Annotated in this window: 16 protein-coding genes and 5 tRNA genes; all 21 read right to left on the minus strand. The window is 41.1% G+C overall.

The genetic code is table 11. From position 1 onward, the window contains the following. Positions 1-54: 54 nt before the first annotated feature. Positions 55-4,143 carry a DNA-directed RNA polymerase subunit beta gene (rpoB, locus tag G8E00_RS14680; RefSeq protein WP_166011306.1) on the minus strand — a complete coding sequence of 1,363 codons (4,089 nt, stop codon included), beginning with the start codon at positions 4,141-4,143 and terminating at the stop codon, positions 55-57. A 305-nt stretch (positions 4,144-4,448) separates the two neighbouring features. After that, the gene (rplL, locus tag G8E00_RS14685; RefSeq protein ID WP_166225802.1) at positions 4,449-4,817 is read right to left on the minus strand and encodes a 50S ribosomal protein L7/L12; all 369 of its coding nucleotides are present in this window, start codon (positions 4,815-4,817) and stop codon (positions 4,449-4,451) included. A 48-nt stretch (positions 4,818-4,865) separates the two neighbouring features. Beyond that, positions 4,866-5,372: a 50S ribosomal protein L10 gene (rplJ, locus tag G8E00_RS14690; RefSeq protein ID WP_166225805.1), complete on the minus strand. Its 507-nt coding sequence runs from the start codon at positions 5,370-5,372 to the stop codon at positions 4,866-4,868. Between the two features lie 356 nt (positions 5,373-5,728). After that, on the minus strand, positions 5,729-6,424 hold the full coding sequence (rplA, locus tag G8E00_RS14695; RefSeq protein WP_166011310.1) for a 50S ribosomal protein L1: 696 nt from the start codon (positions 6,422-6,424) through the stop codon (positions 5,729-5,731). Between the two features lie 3 nt (positions 6,425-6,427). Continuing rightward, entirely contained in the window at positions 6,428-6,856 is a 429-nt protein-coding gene (gene rplK / locus G8E00_RS14700; protein WP_004868049.1) for a 50S ribosomal protein L11, read from the minus strand. A gap of 119 nt (positions 6,857-6,975) precedes the next feature. Beyond that, the gene (nusG, locus tag G8E00_RS14705; protein WP_166011311.1) at positions 6,976-7,509 is read right to left on the minus strand and encodes a transcription termination/antitermination protein NusG; all 534 of its coding nucleotides are present in this window, start codon (positions 7,507-7,509) and stop codon (positions 6,976-6,978) included. Between the two features lie 7 nt (positions 7,510-7,516). Next, positions 7,517-7,957 carry a preprotein translocase subunit SecE gene (gene secE, locus G8E00_RS14710; protein ID WP_166011313.1) on the minus strand — a complete coding sequence of 147 codons (441 nt, stop codon included), beginning with the start codon at positions 7,955-7,957 and terminating at the stop codon, positions 7,517-7,519. A gap of 76 nt (positions 7,958-8,033) precedes the next feature. Further along, positions 8,034-8,109: transfer RNA gene (locus G8E00_RS14715), tRNA-Trp, on the minus strand. A 47-nt stretch (positions 8,110-8,156) separates the two neighbouring features. After that, on the minus strand, positions 8,157-9,347 hold the full coding sequence (gene tuf / locus G8E00_RS14720) for an elongation factor Tu (protein ID WP_166225808.1): 1,191 nt from the start codon (positions 9,345-9,347) through the stop codon (positions 8,157-8,159). Between the two features lie 149 nt (positions 9,348-9,496). Continuing rightward, positions 9,497-9,571 (minus strand) — tRNA-Thr (locus G8E00_RS14725). Positions 9,572-9,585: 14 nt separating this feature from the next. Then, positions 9,586-9,661, minus strand: a tRNA-Gly gene (locus tag G8E00_RS14730). Between the two features lie 37 nt (positions 9,662-9,698). Further along, positions 9,699-9,782: transfer RNA gene (locus G8E00_RS14735), tRNA-Tyr, on the minus strand. Positions 9,783-9,834: 52 nt separating this feature from the next. Further along, positions 9,835-9,910: transfer RNA gene (locus tag G8E00_RS14740), tRNA-Thr, on the minus strand. Positions 9,911-10,008: 98 nt separating this feature from the next. Next, a complete protein-coding gene (gene trpE / locus G8E00_RS14745; protein WP_166225811.1) occupies positions 10,009-11,502 on the minus strand; it encodes an anthranilate synthase component I in 1,494 nt (497 codons plus the stop codon). Between the two features lie 122 nt (positions 11,503-11,624). Beyond that, positions 11,625-12,293 (minus strand): phosphoglycolate phosphatase, encoded by a 669-nt coding sequence (locus G8E00_RS14750; protein ID WP_166012548.1) that lies wholly within the window; start codon positions 12,291-12,293, stop codon positions 11,625-11,627. 97 nt (positions 12,294-12,390) lie between these two features. Continuing rightward, a complete protein-coding gene (locus G8E00_RS14755; RefSeq protein ID WP_166225814.1) occupies positions 12,391-13,104 on the minus strand; it encodes an FHA domain-containing protein in 714 nt (237 codons plus the stop codon). Positions 13,105-13,171: 67 nt separating this feature from the next. Beyond that, positions 13,172-15,469 carry a type II secretion system secretin GspD gene (gspD, locus tag G8E00_RS14760; protein ID WP_166225817.1) on the minus strand — a complete coding sequence of 766 codons (2,298 nt, stop codon included), beginning with the start codon at positions 15,467-15,469 and terminating at the stop codon, positions 13,172-13,174. A gap of 40 nt (positions 15,470-15,509) precedes the next feature. Continuing rightward, positions 15,510-16,361: a type II secretion system protein N gene (locus G8E00_RS14765; RefSeq protein WP_166225820.1), complete on the minus strand. Its 852-nt coding sequence runs from the start codon at positions 16,359-16,361 to the stop codon at positions 15,510-15,512. Further along, positions 16,361-17,104 carry a type II secretion system protein N gene (gene gspN / locus G8E00_RS14770; protein WP_166225823.1) on the minus strand — a complete coding sequence of 248 codons (744 nt, stop codon included), beginning with the start codon at positions 17,102-17,104 and terminating at the stop codon, positions 16,361-16,363. Before gspN ends, G8E00_RS14765 begins: the two co-directional genes overlap by 1 nt. 165 nt (positions 17,105-17,269) lie before the next feature. Beyond that, positions 17,270-17,593, minus strand: a complete 324-nt coding sequence (locus G8E00_RS14775; RefSeq protein ID WP_166012553.1) for an H-NS histone family protein — start codon at positions 17,591-17,593, stop codon at positions 17,270-17,272. Between the two features lie 141 nt (positions 17,594-17,734). After that, positions 17,735-18,172 (minus strand): acyl-CoA thioesterase, encoded by a 438-nt coding sequence (locus G8E00_RS14780; RefSeq protein WP_166225826.1) that lies wholly within the window; start codon positions 18,170-18,172, stop codon positions 17,735-17,737. Between the last annotated feature and the right edge of the window lie 3 nt (positions 18,173-18,175).

Consider the following 18,175-nt stretch of genomic DNA (forward strand, 5'->3'; position numbering starts at 1 on the left):
CTTTAAAAAAGAGGGGAAAGCCTCCCCCTTTATTAAAGGGGGATTGAGGGGGATTTAGTCACCATTTTTCAGTTCAATGTTGATACCTAAAGAACGGATCTCTTTAGTCAATACGTTGAACGATTCAGGCATACCCGGATCCATATAATGGTTACCATCTACAATGTTCTTGTAGATACGAGTACGGCCTTCAACGTCATCCGACTTAACAGTAAGCATCTCTTGAAGCGTGTAAGCTGCGCCATATGCTTCAAGTGCCCAGACCTCCATCTCACCGAAACGCTGACCACCGAATTGAGCTTTACCACCCAATGGCTGTTGCGTTACAAGAGAGTAAGAACCAGTAGAACGCGCATGCATCTTGTCATCAACCAAGTGGTTCAGTTTCAACATGTACATGTAACCTACAGTTACAGGACGGTCAAAACGTTCACCTGTACGACCGTCATACAATACTGTTTGACCCGTACGTGAGATGCCACCAAGTTCTAATAAATCTTTAATTTGTGATTCTTCAGCACCATCGAATACAGGTGTTGCTAGTGGAACACCCTTACGAAGATTACCTGAAAGTACCAAGATCTCTTCGTCAGTTAAGCTATCAAGATCTTCTTGCTCGCCACCAACTTTGTTGTAAATCTTGTCTAAGAATTCACGAAGCTCAAGTACAGTACGTTGCTCTTTCATCATCTTATCGATTTGATCGCCAAGACCTTTCGCAGCCATACCCAAGTGAGTTTCTAGAATCTGACCCACGTTCATACGTGAAGGTACACCCAATGGGTTCAATACGATATCAACAGGTACACCGTTTGCATCGTGCGGCATGTCTTCTACAGGTAAGATGTTTGATACAACACCTTTGTTACCGTGACGACCCGCCATCTTATCACCCGGTTGGATGCGACGTTTTACAGCCAAGTAAACTTTAACAACTTTCAATACGCCAGTTGTAAGCTCATCACCTGTAGAAAGTTTGCGTTTTTTCTCAGCAAATTTCTCATCAATTTCAAGGCTCTTCTCTTTCAAGAACACTTGAATTTGAGTCAAACGTTCAGCGATGCCTTCGTCAGATGGTTGAATATCTAACAAATCAACAAGTTCTAAACCAGACAACATATCTTCATTGAGTTTGTCGCCACGTTTAGTCGTACCGCCACCGTTCGATTCTTGACCTTTCAACAAGCGAACAATACGTTCACGCGCTGCTTCTTCAAAGATTTTGTATTCTTCTTTCAAGTCTTTACGGTAAGCATCAAGTTGAGCTTTCTCAATTGCTTGAGCACGTTCATCTTTTTCAATGCCGTCACGGGTAAATACTTGAACGTCAATTACAGTACCTTTTACAGATGAAGATACACGTAACGATGAGTCTTTCACGTCAGCCGCTTTTTCACCGAAGATTGCACGAAGCAATTTTTCTTCTGGTGTTAATTGCGTTTCACCTTTAGGGGTTACTTTACCAACAAGGATATCGCCCGCAGTAACTTCAGCACCGATATAAACGATACCTGATTCATCAAGTTTCGATAATGCTGCTTCACCTACGTTTGGAATATCTGCAGTGATTTCTTCAGGCCCAAGCTTCGTATCACGTGCTACACAAGAAAGTTCTTGAATATGAATAGACGTTAAACGATCTTCTTGAAGAACACGTTCAGAAAGTAAGATCGAGTCCTCATAGTTGTAACCGTTCCAAGTCATGAACGCTACACGCATGTTTTGACCCAGTGCCAATTCACCGCCATCAGTCGATGGACCATCAGCCAATACGTCACCACGACCTACTTTGTCGCCTAACTGTACAAGTACTTTTTGGTTGATACATGTGTTTTGGTTTGAACGTGTGTATTTGATCAAGTTGTAGATATCTACACCTGCTTCACCCGCGATCATTTCGTCTTCATTTACACGAATAACCACACGAGAAGCATCAACAAACTCAATACGTCCGCCACGTTTCGCGATCACACACACACCAGAGTCATGTGCTACGTTCGCTTCCATACCCGTACCAACAAGAGGCTTGTCAGCGATCAATGTAGGAACAGCCTGACGTTGCATGTTTGAACCCATCAATGCACGGTTGGCATCATCGTGTTCAAGGAATGGAATAAGTGATGCAGCAACAGATACAACCTGCTGAGCTGATACGTCCATATGCGTCACTTTTTCAGGAGGCATACGAACGAAGTCACCTTGATGACGTACTGATACGAATTCTTCAGTTAAGTTACCGTCTTTATCGATACCAGAATCGGCCTGTGCAATCACAGTACCAACTTCTTCAATCGCAGATAGGTATTCAACTTCATCTGTTACACGACCATCAACCACTTTACGGTATGGTGTTTCTAAGAAACCGAAGTTATTACACTTCGCGTAAACAGAAAGCGAGTTGATCAAACCAATGTTTGGACCTTCAGGCGTTTCAATTGGACATACACGACCGTAGTGAGTTTGATGTACGTCACGTACTTCGAAGCCCGCACGTTCACGTGTCAAACCACCAGGCCCAAGAGCTGATACACGACGTTTATGTGTAATTTCAGACAATGGGTTGTTTTGATCCATGAACTGTGACAACTGGCTTGAACCAAAGAATTCTTTGATTGCAGCAGCAACTGGTTTCGCATTGATTAAATCTTGCGGAGACAAGTTGTCAGTTTCAGCTTGGCTTAAACGTTCTTTAACAGCACGTTCAACACGAACAAGACCTACACGGAATTGGTTTTCAGTCATTTCACCAACTGAACGAACACGACGGTTACCCAAGTGATCGATATCATCGACTTCACCTTTACCGTTACGAATTTCCACCAATGTTTTAAGCACATCGATAATATCGTCGTTCGAAAGAATACCTTCAACTTCACGTGACTTCTGATCCGTACCCACTTCGTAAGGACGACCCAAACGACGGTTGAACTTCATACGACCTACTGGAGATAAGTCATAACGTTCTGGAGAGAAGAACAAGTTGTTGAATAAGTTTTCAGCAGCTTCTTTTGTTGGTGGCTCACCCGGACGCATTACTTTGTAGATTTCTACAAGCGCTTCTTCACGACCTGAAGTTGTGTCAGCACGTAGAGAATCAGCTACAAATGATCCGTGATCGATGTCATTGGTGTAAAGGATGTTAAATTCTTTAACTCCACCCTCAGCCAATTTCACCATGATTTCATGACTAAGCACTGTATTTGCTGGAATTACATCGCCATCACGTAAAGTAATGTCTTGTGCTGTAATACGCTCATACAAGTATTCATCAGGAACTGAAAGCTTAGTTAAGCCAGCAGCTTCCATTTGACGCACGTGACGTGCATTAATACGTTTGCCTTGTTCAACAATCGCTTTACCGTCAGCATCAAGAATATCAAATTGTGCCATTTCACCACGCAGGCGTTCAGGCACTAAGTCAATTTGATAACTACCCATGTCGAGGTATACAGGAACTTTCTCATAGAACATGTCTAAGATTTGTTCGTTACTGTAGCCTAACGCACGTAGTACAACAGTCGCTAATAATTTACGACGACGGTCAATACGAACATATACAAGGTCTTTTGCATCGAATTCGAAATCTAACCATGAACCACGGTAAGGAATGATACGTGCAGAATAAAGCACTTTACCGCTTGAGTGAGTTTTACCCTTATCATGGTCAAAGAACACACCTGGTGAACGGTGTAATTGAGATACAATTACACGCTCAGTACCGTTGATTACAAAGGTACCATTCTGTGTCATGAGTGGCATTTCACCCATATACACTTCTTGCTCACGTACGTCTTTGATTGTTTTCGTTTCACGATCTTTAATGATCAAACGAATTTTAACGCGCATTGGTGCAGCATAAGTTGATCCACGAAGAATACACTCACGTACATCAAACTCTGGCTTACCAAGGCTATACTCAACGAATTCTAAAGCAGCATTCCCAGAATAACTTTCGATAGGAAAAACTGAACGAAATGCAGCTTGGAGACCGATATCTTCGCGGTTTTTTGGTGTTTTGCCGTCTTGAAGGAACGTTCTGTACGAGTCGACTTGAATAGCGAGCAAGTACGGAGCGTCCATCACTTGGGGCAATTTACCAAAATTCTTACGGATCCGTTTCTTTTCGGTATATGAGTATGCCATCTGGAGTCCTCGGAAAGTAAACTAAACCCGCCTGCAGAACGGGTTCAGAAGGAATTACGCAGGTCGATATGACCACCACTTTGTTCAAATGCTGCAATTTTAAGTGGTATTAAAACGCTTAACAATATTTTCTAAATTTGAAAAATATTGGTAAGCATTTGATTTATAAATATATTTTTATAAAACGGTGATTTTTAAAGCAACTAATGCAAAATCGAGCCGATTATTGTAACGCAAAAAGGCTGATGACCCAAGAGCCATCAGCCAATTTTTGGAGTCAAATTAAAATTTGACTCCTACAGAAATTACTTAACAGTAACTGTAGCACCAGTTTCTTCAAGTTTTTTCTTAAGTTCTTCAGCTTCTTCTTTAGAAACGCCTTCTTTAAGAACTGAAGGAGCGCCTTCAACCATGTCTTTAGCTTCTTTCAAGCCAAGACCAGTGATTTCACGAACTGCTTTAATTACAGCTACTTTGTTAGCACCGAAAGAAGTCAACTCAACGTTGAATTCTGATTGCTCTTCAGCAGCAGCAGCAGCAGCTGGACCAGCAGCTACAGCTACAGCAGCAGCAGATACGTTGAATTTTTCTTCGAAAGCAGAAATAAGTTCAACAAGTTCAAGAACAGTTTTTTCAGCAACTGCGTTTAAAATTTCTTCGTTAGTTAAAGCCATGAGAGTAACTCCAAATGGGTATTGAATGGTGTGGAAATAAGTTTCTGCTTAAGCAGCTTCTGACTCGTTTTTCTCTTGAAGCGCTGTAAGTAAGCGACCCAATTTCGAAATAGGAGCTTGAAGAACGTTTGCAAGCATAGTAAGCGCTTTTTCTTGGTTCGGAAGATTCGCGATAACGCTAACTTCAGCACCTTGATAAACTTTGCCATCAAATGCAGCAGCTTTAAGTTCAAACGCTTTGTTAGTTTTAGCAAATTCTTCGAACAAACGAGCAGCAGCACCCATGTCGTCTTCAGAAGTTGAGAAAGCTAAGATTGTTGGGCCAACAAGGTTGTCGCTCAAGATATTGAATTGAGTATCTTGAAGAGCACGTTTAGCCAAAGTGTTACGTACAATACGTGTATGAACACCTAGTTTACGAGCTTCAACACGAAGAGCAGTTAACTGCTCAACTGTTAAACCTTGGTAGTCAGCAACAACAGCAGCAAACGCTGTAGAAGCAACTTCAGCTACTTCAGCAACGATTTGTTTTTTGCCTTCGATAAGAAGAGCCATTGTAAAACCTCCTAAAGGTGATTTATGCACTCAAAAATGAGCGCACTCCCAATTCGCAAGTCCATTTCTGAACTTACACGCGGAGGAGGAACAAATCACACCACCGCGTCTACTCGGACTGGACTTTTAAGAAGAAAATGTCGCAACACTTTCCTCGCCCGAGGTCTTTGACGCTGATAAACGAAAAATTTATCAATTCAAAGTTTGCCTGAGGGGCGATCAGCAAAGCATAGCTTTGCCGACACGCAAGACGAGAAGCTATGCTTCGAGTGAAGCCTATTTCCTATCTTGCGTAAAAATCAAAGCAGCGCTTTGATTTTTACTCAGGGCTTTAAAATTCTTTTTCTAAGTCAAACTTAGTTAGAAACGTTTGCTACATCAACAACAAGACCAGGGCCCATAGTAGAGCTCAAAGTGATCTTTTTGATATAAACACCTTTAGAAGTCGCAGGTTTTGCTTTCTTAAGGTCAGCTACAAGAGCTTCAACGTTTTGACGAACAGCTTCAGCAGAGAAACCTACTTGACCGATCGCAGCATGGATGATACCTGCTTTGTCTACACGGTAACGTGCTTGACCAGCTTTAGCGTTTTTAACAGCGCCAGCTACGTCAGGAGTTACAGTACCCACTTTAGGGTTTGGCATTAAGCCACGTGGACCAAGAATCGTACCTAATTTACCAACAACGCGCATTGCATCTGGAGCAGCAATTACCACGTCGAAGTCAAGGTTACCCGCTTGGATGCTTTCAGCAAGATCATCAAAACCAACGATGTCAGCGCCTTCAGCTTTAGCAGCTTCAGCAGCAGCACCTTGAGCAAACACAGCTACACGTACAGTTTTACCAGTACCTGCAGGAAGTGTAGTCGCGCCACGAACAACTTGGTCAGATTTACGAGGGTCAACACCTAGGTTTACTGCAACATCCAAAGATTCTTTGAATTTAGCAGCAGGAAGGCTTGTCAACACTTGTACAGCTTCTTCCAAAGTATAAACTTTGTTTGCTTCTACAGCGGCAGCAATCGCTTTTTGACGTTTAGTTAATTTAGCCATGTCTTAAAGCTCCACTTCCAAGCCCATAGAACGCGCAGAACCAGCAATGGTACGTACACGTGCGTCTAAATCAGCACCAGTCAAATCTGGTTCTTTAGTAGTCGCAATTTCTTCCAATTGAGCACGAGTCAACTTACCAACTTTAGTTTTGTTTGGTACAGCAGAACCCTTTTGGATACCAGCAGCTTTCTTAAGAAGAATCGCAGCAGGTGGAGTTTTCATGATGAATGTGAACGACTTGTCGTTGTACACAGTAATCACTACAGGAATTGGTAGACCAGCTTCAACTTTTTGTGTTGCAGCATTGAATTCTTTACAGAATGCCATGATGTTAACACCACGTTGACCTAGTGCAGGACCAATCGGTGGAGATGGATTTGCTTTACCAGCTGGAACTTGCAGCTTGATATAGCCGTCAATCTTCTTAGCCATTGTCTATTACCTCTGGGTACGAACGCCGCTAGGCTCCCCAACTATTTTAAGTAACGATAATACCGTTACAACAACAATGCCCGATCCATTACAAATCGGGCGTTTTGAACAAACTCAAATTACATTGATTTTTCGACTTGACGAAATTCCAATTCAACCTGAGTCGGTCTGTTAAATACATTGATTGTCAACGTTAAACGTGACTTCTCGTACTGAACCTCTTCCACAACACCCTTAAAGTCTGTGAATGGGCCATCAGTCACCAGTAATTCTTCGCCTGGTTCAAACATCGTCTTAGGACGTGGTGCTTCACCAGTATTGCGTACACGAGCAAGAATCGCATCAGCTTCTTTTTGCGTAATTGGGGCAGGCTTTTCTGCTGTACCACCAATAAAACCGAGTACTTTTGGACATTCTTTAACAATGTGCCAAGTATCGTCATTCATTTCCATTTCAACTAATACATAGCCTGGAAAGAATTTACGCTCTGACTTACGTTTCTTACCATCCTTCATTTCTACCACTTCTTCGGTAGGAACAAGAACTTCACCAAAGCTATCGGCAACAGCGCTACGCTGGATTCGATCATTAAGCGAACGCATCACTTGTTTTTCATAACCTGAGTAGGCATGAATAATGTACCAACGTTTCATAGCTCTTTTACCCGATAATAAACTTCATAAACCAACCAATAATATAGTCAAAACACCATAAGATAATGGCTGTGACTACAACAACAAGTAAAACTTGCCATGATGTGGTTACTGTTTCTTGCTTTGTCGGCCAAACAACTCGACGCAGTTCAACGCGTGAATCTTTCAACAAACGAACAAAGCCTTTGCCTTGATGGGTGGCGTATAATAAACCTAAAGCCACAACGATACAAGCCAAAATTACCCCGATACGAACCCAAATATTGTTCGCAGGAGGCCAATACGCTGGAAGATATTGATTTACCATGAGCGCACCAGCAAATAAAGCCAATGCAAAAATCCATAAAATCACGTCAACTGGTGAACCAGAATTGACAACTTCAGCAGAACTGTTTCTTTGGGGAATTGGCGCTTCGCTTAATACGTTACGCGGTTTATCATTCGACATTTTTGTACTCGTCGTAGCATTCGCGACTTATTATATGACCAGTTTAGCCAGCATCAAGCTTTTTATTAAAAAAATTTGGCAGGTCAGGAGGGACTCGAACCCCCAACATTCGGTTTTGGAGACCGACGCTCTACCAATTGAACTACTGACCTATAAACAAATTGAGAGCCGAAACCCTCAATTTGAATCGTATTATATATTATGCAGTTACTTTAGCAACTACACCAGCACCAACTGTACGACCACCTTCACGGATCGCAAAACGTAGACCTGGGTCCATTGCGATTGGGTGGATTAATTCTACTGACATTTCAACGTTGTCACCAGGCATAACCATTTCAACGCCTTCTTTCAATTGAATCGCGCCAGTTACATCAGTTGTACGGAAGTAGAACTGTGGACGGTAACCGTTAAGGAATGGAGTATGACGACCACCTTCTTCTTTAGAAAGTACGTATACTTCTGCATCGAATTTAGTGTGCGGGTTGATTGTACCTGGTTTAGCAAGTACTTGACCACGCTGTACGTCTTCACGCTTAGTACCACGTAGAAGAACACCACAGTTCTCGCCTGCACGACCTTCGTCAAGCAATTTACGGAACATTTCTACGCCAGTTACAGTTGTTTTAACTGTGTCTTTGATACCAACGATTTCAACTTCTTCGCCTACTTTCACGATACCTGATTCAACACGGCCAGTTACTACTGTACCACGACCAGAGATAGAGAATACGTCTTCGATTGGCATTAAGAATGCTTTGTCGATTGCACGCTCTGGTTCTGGAATGTAAGAATCAAGTGCAGAAACTAATTCGATTACTGCAGACTCGCCATATTGACCTTGGTCACCATTAAGCGCAGCTAAAGCTGAACCACGGATGATTGGAGTGTCATCACCAGGGAAGTCATAAGTAGAAAGAAGTTCACGAACTTCCATTTCTACCAATTCAAGAAGCTCTTCATCATCAACAAGGTCACACTTGTTAAGGAACACAAGGATGTATGGTACACCTACTTGGCGAGAAAGAAGGATGTGTTCACGAGTTTGTGGCATTGGACCATCAGTCGCAGCACATACAAGGATCGCACCATCCATCTGAGCAGCACCAGTGATCATGTTTTTAACATAATCGGCGTGTCCTGGGCAGTCTACGTGAGCGTAGTGACGAGTTGGAGAATCGTATTCTACGTGTGAAGTATTAATTGTAATACCACGCGCTTTTTCTTCTGGTGCAGAGTCGATTGCTGCGTAATCTTTCGCTTCACCGCCGTAAGTTTTTGCACAGATAGTTGCAATAGCAGCAGTTAAAGTTGTTTTACCATGGTCAACGTGACCAATTGTGCCCACGTTAACGTGTGGCTTATTACGTTCAAACTTAGCCTTAGCCATGAGAATATTCCTCGTTTACGTCGAACACGGTTTTATAATACAACGCAGTATCGACATGCTGTCAAAAAATCAAACACCAAATACTTGAAAAGCAGACTAAATAGCCTGCTTCTGAAAACTTTTGCGATAAAATCGCTAAACTGTATATCTGGAGCTCTTATCGAGATTTGAACTCGAGACCTCTCCCTTACCAAGGGAGTGCTCTACCACTGAGCTATAAGAGCATTAAATTCTTCGATGGAGCGGGAGACGAGGGTCGAACTCGCGACATGCAGCTTGGAAGGCTGCCGCTCTACCAACTGAGCTACTCCCGCATATTGGTACAACCACAAAACTATCGAAGTTTTAAATTGGTGGTGAGGGAAGGATTCGAACCTTCGAAACTTTCGTAGCGGAGTTACAGTCCGCCCCCTTTGACCGCTCGGGAACCTCACCAATACACTTACTTCAGTGTCGCTCTTTTACTCATGAACTCAAACCTCTAAGATGGTGCCGGCACACGGATTCGAACTGTGGACCTACTGATTACAAGTCAGTTGCTCTACCAACTGAGCTATGCCGGCGTTTCTTAGTGTTTCGTACGTTTCGTATCGGAACGGTGTGCAGTTTAGCAAAACTTTGAATCCGTGCAAGTGTTTTTTTAAAAAAAACTCTCAAAAACTCACAAAATCAATCCGTTTGACGATAATTCAACCGCTTTGATCACTGCGCGAGCTTTTATTTGGGTTTCATTCCACTCAGATTCAGGGTTTGAGTCCACAACCAAGCCCGCTCCAGCCTGCACAAACACTTGATTTTCACGGATGACGCAAGTTCGAATCGCAATAGACATGTCCATTTCGCCATGCCAGCCTAAATAACCAACAGCACCACCAAAAATTCCACGTTTTACAGGTTCAACTTCGTCAATAATTTCCATGGCACGGATTTTTGGCGCACCAGAAAGTGTACCCGCTGGAAAAGTTGCTTTAAAAACATCCAAAGCATCAACACCATCCAGCACTTCACCTTGCACATTGGACACAATATGCATGACATGCGAATAGCGTTCGATCACCATTTGATCAGTGACTTGAACTTTACCAATTTTAGACACACGCCCAACATCATTACGACCTAAATCAATCAACATGAGATGCTCTGCAATCTCTTTCTCATCAGAAAGCAGGTCTTTTTCGAGTGCCAAATCTTCTTCTTTGGTTTTACCACGCGGACGAGTGCCAGCAAGTGGACGCACAGTGGCAATGCCATTTTCCAAACGAGATAGAATTTCAGGTGAAGATCCCACAATATGAAACGGCGTACCATCTGACAGAGTTTGACCTTGCACTAAGAATAAGTAAGGTGATGGATTTAAATGACGCAATGCACGATAGACCTGCAATGGATCACCATCAAAATCAGAAACCATGCGATGCCCAGGTACAACCTGCATCACATCCCCTGCCCGAATGTATTCTTTGACCGTCTCAATTGACTCTAAGAACTTCTTTTTCCCTGTAAGCGATTTGAAATCAGGTGCAGTGTGTTTTTTTGCTTGCAAACTTACGGGTGTTGCCAATAACGCTTCGATATCATCTAACTGTGATTGTGCTTTTGCATAAGCATCTGAGTCTTGCGTATCAGCATGCACAATAATAAACAGTGTGTCTTTTAGATTATCAAAGACAATCACCGTTTTAGACAGCATAAGCCACAAATCTGGTAATCCCACAGGATCATCAGTCGGCACGTTCTTTAAACGTGGCTCTATATAACGAACAGAGTCATAACCCAGATACCCAACCAAACCACCTGTAAAACTTGGTAGGTCGGGTAGATCTTGCTTGGAAGGGACTTTGAACTGTGCCTGAAAATCACGAATATATTGAAATGGATCAGCGCATGCTTGTGTTGTGACCGTTCCATCAACTGTTTGTACAGTTAACTGTCCTGCATTACAGGAAAACACAGTCGACTCGCCTAATCCAATGATCGAATAACGCGCCCAATTTTCCCCACCTTCAACAGACTCAAATAAATAGGCTTGGCTGTGATCTTTTAAACGTGCAAAAACAGACAACGGTGTATCTGTATCTGCTAAACGCTGACGATATACAGGAATAAGGTTATAGCCTTGAGCTTGCAGCTGTTGAAATTGGTTTTCTGTCGTCATGAGGAATTCTCTTTTAATTTCCGATTGTGCTAAGTTTTAAAATAATGAATACAAACTTAGCGACGCCATCGAAAAACGCGTTGTCTATCCATCCCTCTTCCTTTCTTCAAATAAATGACATCTTAGTTGAGTAACACTATTAAATTATCAACCACTTGTTGTGGCTGACAGAGTTTGATGTCTTCGCCATGATTATAGCCATAGCTGACCACAATACAATCAATACCTGCACGGCGTGCAGCTTCAACATCATTACTAGAGTCACCCACCATGAGTGTTTGTTCGAGCGTTACCTTAAAATATTCAACACAATGCAAAAGTGGTTTTGGATCAGGTTTTCTGACTTCGAAACGATCCCCTCCAATGACATCTGCAAAATAATGTGACATGCCTAAAATCTCTAAAATTTTTCGGGCTGGTTGTTCTGGCTTATTGGTTACGCAAACCAACGTCTTTCCTTGCGCTTTACCCCAGTCTAAAAATTCGATAATGCCATCAAATGGTCGAGTATCTACACATGGATCTGCATTGTAAATGCGTAAAAAAGTATCGAGTAACAATTGATGCTGTGCAGGGTCAACTTGCCCAGTGATATGTTGCAAAACACTATGACAAAACAGTGATGTACCCTTCCCTATCCAAACTCGAACCTGCTCTTCAGTCACTAAAGGCAAATTTAACTCAGTCAGACTCAAATTCATTGCACGGTATAAATCAAATGCAGAATCAACCAAGGTTCCATCAAGATCAAATAAAATCAGCTGGCGTTGATCCAAATGTGCAATATTCATTTATTTTCCTTTTATCTACATCCAAAATCTACATATAAGTACATAAAAGGCATGCGATTGCATGCCTTGAAAATCAATTTAAAACATCAATCACAACTTATTTAAAAATAAGCCAAGCAATAATTGCCACAATAATTAAAGCAATCAATGAAAATAAGCCCACTGATGCATTCTTTTGTGTTTCAAGCTCTTTTTCTGCACATGTTGCTGGAATTTCAACTTCACACGATTCAGGTTGTTTCAATGCAGACTTCACATCTACACCTTCAGGGATGGGTGCTGGCTTTGGAATACCTACATTTTGTGGCATACCGTCTTTTGCCAATTGAACAGAACGATCACGCTCTTTTAAATCAGGCATCCCTTGCTCAAGCATTTTTTCAGCGACTGTTTTTTCTTGCACTGGCTCTTGAGCAGTTTCAGACACAGCAATTGCTTCAGAAGGCTGTTGAATAGGGTCAGAATCAATTGTTGAAACAGGGGGTATCGCAGTTGCTGCTTCAATTTCTTCAACTGTTTTAGCAGGCTGGAGTACTGAAAATTTTTGACCTGCAAATTGTAAAATATCACTATCCTTCAACAAGGTATCGTGCTCAATACGCACATCATTCACAAAAGTGCCGTTTGAAGACTTCAAATCTTGCACCCAAAGCCCTTGATCTTTTAACAATAATGCAGCATGGCGACGAGAAACATCAGCAAATGGCAATAAAATATCTGCATCTTGATGACGACCAATCAACATATCTCGATCAATACTGAATTCTTTGTCTGTCAATTCACCGTTAATTGATTGTATTTTCCAAGTCATGATGATCTACTCATTTTGATTTGGGATTTATATTACCATGTCAAAATGATTATGGCATGTCCAAGACTTAAGGTGATGTTTGGCGAATGGTCGTTGTTGTCACCGTATTTTTGGTTTTGTGCACATCTGTGCGCGGTTGAAAATTTGCTTGTGGTGCAGGTGGCTCTATTGCAACAGGTGTCTCAATTTGACGGTTCTGCTGCACAACAGGCTTTTCAGGCACTTTATACACTGTGGGTTGCTCAGGTGCTTTCAAAGATGAAGTGATTGGTAAGCGTGGTTGATACACATCTTCAACATCATGTGGCAGTTTTGCAAAGCTTCCGTCTTTATCCATCGCCAATTGCAAACTATACAGACGGTCATACTTCTGCTGCGCTAAACGACGTACATCTTTACTATCACCAACGATGGTCGGATGAATAAAGACCAAGAGATTTCGTTTTTCATTGGATTTGTTGTTTGACCTGAACAAGCGACCCAACCCAGGAATTGCACCTAAACCTGGTACAGATTCACGACTCATTGAACTGTTGTCTGAGATTAAACCGCCTAAAACTACGGTTTGCCCATGATCAGCCAATACAGATGTTTTAATGGCACGCTTACTGGTGACGAGATCCGATGCCTGACCTTTGTTCTCCTCAACTGCCGAAACTTCTTGCTCGACCTCTAAGCGAATCGTACCACCCTCACCCACATGCGGTATGACTTTTAACGTGACACCCACATCTTTACGCTCAACAGAGGTATAAGGGTTGTTATTCCCCCCTGCTGTCGAAAGTGAACCCGTTACAAAGGGTACGTTTTGACCGACCACAATATACGCTTCTTCATTATCTAAAGTGACAATAGAAGGCGTAGAAAGCAGATTAGATTTGGTGTTGCTCTTCAATGCTTGGATCAGTGCGCCATACACTTTACGTGAACCATTTGCCCCTTCTTTATAATCACCCAGCAATAACGATGAACCGACACCATTTTTACTGGATGCTAATGCGCCACCTAGGCCTGCGGTTCCTCCAGACAAGTAACCTGCTGCAAGATTGGCCAGCCCCGCGCCAACATTGGAAAAGTTCACCAATCCAATACCGCTTGATATATCACCTAATGCCCATTGCACACCCAATTGATCAGCATCATTTCCTGCCACTTCGATAATCGCAGCTTCAATTAATACTTGCTCTCGACGCACATCCAGTTGTTGAATTGCAGACTCAATTTCACGCATCAATTGTGGTTCTGCTTTGACCACCAGCGCATTTTGCGCATTGTCCGCAATAATACTGACACCATTTGCATTAAAGCTACTGATGTTATTCTGATTATTGCGATTTGAACCGCTTAAGTTAATCGCTGGTGTAGAAATACCTGAACCACTATTGCCAGAATTGTTGCTATTGTTTTGCGCAGCATTGATGTTCGAGCTATTAATAGCGTTATTATTTGAATTGTTGTCGTACTGATTATTGCCAGTATTCGAATTGACAGACTGGCCCGTCACTAAACCTTGCAAAATATCTGATAAATTTTTTGCACTGGCATATTTGAGTTTAAATACTTTCATCCCACCTAAACGCTCTGCAGAAGGCACATCCAGTGTTTCCACCATCTGGCGAATTCGTTTACGTGTATTGGGATCACCTTTAATCAGAATTCGATTGGTTCGAGCATCAGCAACAATACGCACCCGCGAACCTGTCATATCTTTTGATGAGCCTGTCGATGACATGGTTTCTAAGAGTGCGATCACCTCTTCAGCTTGGCTCGACTGTAACGAAACAGCTTCGATGTCATTTTGCCCAGTACCATCTAGATTACGAATAATGGTTTCAAGTTGATAAATATTGGTTGCACGGTCAGAAATAATCAGTGCATTCGTACCTTGTACTGCAGCCAAATGTGCAAATTGAGGCATCAGTGGGCGTAATGCTGGGATCAGATCATTAGGATTGGTATTTTCTAACCAAATGACACGTGTAACAACTTGATCACCTTGTGCTCTTCGTTTTGCGTCGTAAGGAACACCTGCATTTTTAACATTGCTGTCTGGAACTAGACGAATGGTGTTACCTGATGGAATGGCGACAACACCATTGACATTTAAGACGCCCAAAAATAAATCATATACTTCATTTTTATTGAGTGGTTTATTTGAAATTACAGTCACATTGCCACGCACCCGTGGATCGACAGCAAAATTTTTACCTGTTATATCTGCAACTTCATTAATAAAAGCGGTTAGATCAGCGTCACGTAAGTTAATTTTCCAAGTTTGAGCATAGGTCGAGCTACTCACCACAGCGAGAACTGGAGTCGCAATTGCTATAGCTAAAACCGAATGATTAAAATTTTTAAAATACATAACTTATTGTCTTTCCTAAATTTGTCTTATCTTTAGACACTTATAAATCTTGTTGAAAGGTCATCACCTGATCACCACGTTTTACTTCTATTTTGACTTTGCCTTCTTTTTTTACCTGTTCTAACAGCTGCGCTTCCGTTTGTCCTTGACCCACCGTTTGTCCATTTAATGAAAGAATGCGATCCCCCGCTCTAAGCCCCAATTTATTTCTTAACGCTACTGGAGTTTGATCAGAAACTTCATAGCCTTGCCCATTGGTTGCATTTACCCCCATATTTTTTAAATACTGTTCCCTATTTTCTTCAATCTGATTGATCGCATTGCCTAAAATATTTTGATTGCTATTATTTTGGTTTTGATTTATCTGTCCTGCAGGTGCATTGGGATTTACAGGAGATGCAGAACCTTTGTTTTGATCTAGCGTGATGGGCTGATCTAAGTTTTCAATGCCTTGAAATTTAATTTCTTTTATTGCACCACTGCTACTGGTCAATACAATATGATCCCAATATACCTCTGAAAGTTCATAAGCACTACCCTCAATTTTATCCCCAATCACATAACGGTCTGGCACATCATTGACCTTGATGACTGCTGAAGAAAGCGTTCGAGGAACACCTATCACCACCCCTTGTAACTGAAAATTTAAATTTTCATTGATCTGCGATTCTTCTTGAAATAAAGCAAAACTCGAAATATTGGGAATTTGAGCTTGCTGAGAACCTAAAACAACAGGTTCAGCTTGAATTACTTGAGGCGGAGCGATAATCCACCAAAACAATGATGCGAGTTTCCAGCACAGCATTAAAATTAGAACAAATAACACTAAGGGAGCGAGTACATCTATTTTTTGCCAGTTTAAATGCTCAAGACTGTTTTTTATTTTATTCATTAGAAGCCACCACGCATTAATGGCTGTCTAGAACTGACCACGTAGGTGTCTAGTCCTGCTTTACCTGTATAAGACGCCACATTTTGCAATAGTCTTTGTGTCAATTGCACATCTAGCATCATATTACTTTCCAAGCTCAGATTTGCCATCTTTTGGCCACGCTGATCCGTCAAAGCAATCAATAATTTACCATTATCATCACTGATATTTCCATCGAGCTGCGGAATATCCATGCGCTCTTGTCGTTGTGAAAATTCATAAATTAAAGGACCACCAGCCCATCGAATTTCACCTGAAGCGTCACTAAAACCCTTTTCACGATGTAAGCTAAACGATGTATTTGAAACTTGGATATTATTTGTGGGCCATTGCCAAGAGACTACTGATCTTAGACTTTCAGGGGCGATTTGACCTTGTATATCTTTAATGATGATTTTTTTGCCTAGGCTATAACCCGCAATACCATTGAGTTGTGTTTTACCACTATTAATATCGAGATGAGCGCCAATACGTAATAACAAAAGATCAAGTGGTCGTGTTTTCCAAGTGACTGAACCACGCAAATTACCTTGTTGCCAATCTGCTTGACCCTGCCAAATATTGCCACTGACATTCTTTAAAATTTGATTATTTTTATAAAATTTTGAAATCAACCACGATGCAGGAATCTGCAAAACAATAAACACCAGCAAAGCGACAATTGCCCCTCCCCACCACATCATTTGCTTTGATTTTACATTCATGTAGTTATTACCAATATTATTGTCATTTATTATCCGTAATAGATATCACCCTCATCTGTCACATTATGCACATATTTTATGCGCCGCCAATTCAATAAAACAAAAAAACCAAGCAAAAATGCTTGGTTTTTCAATTTTAAAACAATGAATGAATCATTGGTAAAATTAGATTACAAAATCTTCTAGTTTTGCACCTTTCTCTAACTCTGCAACCAACCAACGTGGTTGTTTACCACGACCAGTCCAAGTTTCAGCGCTGTTGTTTTTGTTACGATAACGTGGCTCTACAGCTTTACGTGTTGTTTTCTTACGCTTATGAGAACCGTATTCAATAAACTGTTCTAATGTATAACCTACAGATTCAGCAATTTTAACAATTTCATTATAAGCATCTTCAACAGCTTGACCTTTTTTAGATTCAATCAAAGCTTCAGCTTCAGCTGTTAATTTTTTCAATTCTTCAACTGAAAGATTGCTAATATCTGGCATTACTCTTACTCCATATATATATAAATAAACATAATTAATTATTAGAAATCAAAAATTCCTTGCATATAATATTTTTATAATTTTATTTTAGCAACCTTATAATGGAAAGCTAAACATAAAAAATACAAACATTAAATAAAATTAATTTTTAAATAAATCATTATTGACCGTTTTCTCTAAACGAATAATCTTATTTTTAATATATTCAGGAATTAATACTTTTGTCATTTCAAGTTTATCTACACAAACAACAACAGCCTCTCCCTCTGCCACGATACATTCTTGCTGATGACTGTATAGTTCATATTTCATTCTAAAGGCTGAATTTCTTATTTCCACAACCCCAGAGTAAATCGATAAATGGTCAGGATAAAATACAGGTTTAATATATTTACATTGACTAGAAGCGACAACTGTTCCCACTTCTGAATTTAAAATATCTAGTTTTGAAAAATAATCAATTCGAGCACTTTCCATATATCGATAATAGATCACATTGTTCACATGACCAAAGGCATCCATATCTCCCCAAGCAACCTTTTGCTCAGATTTTACAGGGTATTTTTCTGATAAATTCATTTC

It is taken from the genome of Acinetobacter shaoyimingii (assembly GCF_011578045.1).
Classification (GTDB): Bacteria; Pseudomonadota; Gammaproteobacteria; order Pseudomonadales; family Moraxellaceae; genus Acinetobacter; species Acinetobacter shaoyimingii.

Bases quoted from the DNA above. Each gene is read 5' to 3' on its own strand.
- rpoB (WP_166011306.1), bottom strand. From the start codon at position 4,143: ATGGCATACTCATATACCGAAAAGAAACGGATCCGTAAGAATTTTGGT.
- rplL (WP_166225802.1), bottom strand. From the start codon at position 4,817: ATGGCTTTAACTAACGAAGAAATTTTAAACGCAGTTGCTGAAAAAACT.
- rplJ (WP_166225805.1), bottom strand. From the start codon at position 5,372: ATGGCTCTTCTTATCGAAGGCAAAAAACAAATCGTTGCTGAAGTAGCT.
- rplA (WP_166011310.1), bottom strand. From the start codon at position 6,424: ATGGCTAAATTAACTAAACGTCAAAAAGCGATTGCTGCCGCTGTAGAA.
- rplK (WP_004868049.1), bottom strand. From the start codon at position 6,856: ATGGCTAAGAAGATTGACGGCTATATCAAGCTGCAAGTTCCAGCTGGT.
- nusG (WP_166011311.1), bottom strand. From the start codon at position 7,509: ATGAAACGTTGGTACATTATTCATGCCTACTCAGGTTATGAAAAACAA.
- secE (WP_166011313.1), bottom strand. From the start codon at position 7,957: ATGTCGAATGATAAACCGCGTAACGTATTAAGCGAAGCGCCAATTCCC.
- tuf (WP_166225808.1), bottom strand. From the start codon at position 9,347: ATGGCTAAGGCTAAGTTTGAACGTAATAAGCCACACGTTAACGTGGGC.
- trpE (WP_166225811.1), bottom strand. From the start codon at position 11,502: ATGACGACAGAAAACCAATTTCAACAGCTGCAAGCTCAAGGCTATAAC.
- G8E00_RS14750 (WP_166012548.1), bottom strand. From the start codon at position 12,293: ATGAATATTGCACATTTGGATCAACGCCAGCTGATTTTATTTGATCTT.
- G8E00_RS14755 (WP_166225814.1), bottom strand. From the start codon at position 13,104: ATGACTTGGAAAATACAATCAATTAACGGTGAATTGACAGACAAAGAA.
- gspD (WP_166225817.1), bottom strand. From the start codon at position 15,469: ATGTATTTTAAAAATTTTAATCATTCGGTTTTAGCTATAGCAATTGCG.
- G8E00_RS14765 (WP_166225820.1), bottom strand. From the start codon at position 16,361: ATGAATAAAATAAAAAACAGTCTTGAGCATTTAAACTGGCAAAAAATA.
- gspN (WP_166225823.1), bottom strand. From the start codon at position 17,104: ATGAATGTAAAATCAAAGCAAATGATGTGGTGGGGAGGGGCAATTGTC.
- G8E00_RS14775 (WP_166012553.1), bottom strand. From the start codon at position 17,593: ATGCCAGATATTAGCAATCTTTCAGTTGAAGAATTGAAAAAATTAACA.
- G8E00_RS14780 (WP_166225826.1), bottom strand. From the start codon at position 18,172: ATGAATTTATCAGAAAAATACCCTGTAAAATCTGAGCAAAAGGTTGCT.